This window comes from Rhizobium sp. P1_E6 (assembly GCF_056405875.1).
In genome coordinates this window covers 1-838 of the sequence record NZ_JBFUBG010000320.1, presented here as the reverse complement: position 1 = coordinate 838, position 838 = coordinate 1, and the positions used below count along the sequence as shown (strand labels likewise).

Annotated in this window: 1 protein-coding gene; it reads right to left on the bottom strand. The window is 61.7% G+C overall.

Annotation, left to right across the window (positions count from 1 at the left end; genetic code table 11):
* A partial coding sequence (locus AC1D35_RS36500) for an SDR family oxidoreductase (protein WP_477942924.1) occupies window positions 1-717 on the bottom strand: 717 nt, incomplete at its 3' end.
* Window positions 718-838 lie beyond the last annotated feature (121 nt).

The following is an 838-nucleotide window of genomic DNA, read 5'->3' as shown; positions in this document are numbered from 1 at the left end:
GTTCAGACCCGTGCCGGTAATGTGCCGTGCGGCCGGGCTTGCGATGAATGCGACCGCCGCGGCGACATCCTTGTCCGTGCCATATCGGCCGAGGGCGATCTGCGCGCGCATGGCTTCGGCCCCCGGTGCATCCGGTGGGCTCATGTCGGTCTCGGTTGGGCCGGGGTGAATAAGATTAACGGTAATCCCCCTCGGCCCCAGTTCACGCGAGAGACCGCGGGTAAAGGACAGGAGCGCGGATTTCGACATTGAATAGACCGCGACCTGCTGGAACGCCACGCGCTCGGCGAGACACGAGCCGATCGTCACGATCCTGCCGCCCTCCTTAAGGTGTGGAATGGCGGCTTGCGAGGCGAGCACGACGGCGCGGATGTTGACCGCGAGGATCTTGTCGATGTGTTCGAGCTGCATCTCCTCGACCAGACCCATGAACAGCACGCCGGCGTTGTTTACCAGAATGTCCAATCCGCCAAGCAACGTGGCGGCTTCATCGACCGATCGCTTGACGTCGCCGGCGTCTGCGCTGTCGGCTTTGATCGCAAAAGCACGCCGACCCTTAGCCTTGATCTTGCGAACCAGTTCGGCGGCGACCTCGGTCGAACTGACATAGGTGAAGGCGATGTCGGCGCCGCGTTCGGCAAGATCGAGGGCGATCGCCGCGCCAATGCCGCGGGCGGCCCCAGTGATCAGGGCGCGCTTGTTTAGAAATTCGGTCATCATGATCCTTTCACATAAGTAATCCCATGCGGACTGGGAGTGGTTCCGCTTGCCTGAAGGCAGGGATTTTTCCGCTCTGCTCAAAATGGGCAGGAGGTGCACTGTCTTGTGGTGTTCGGAG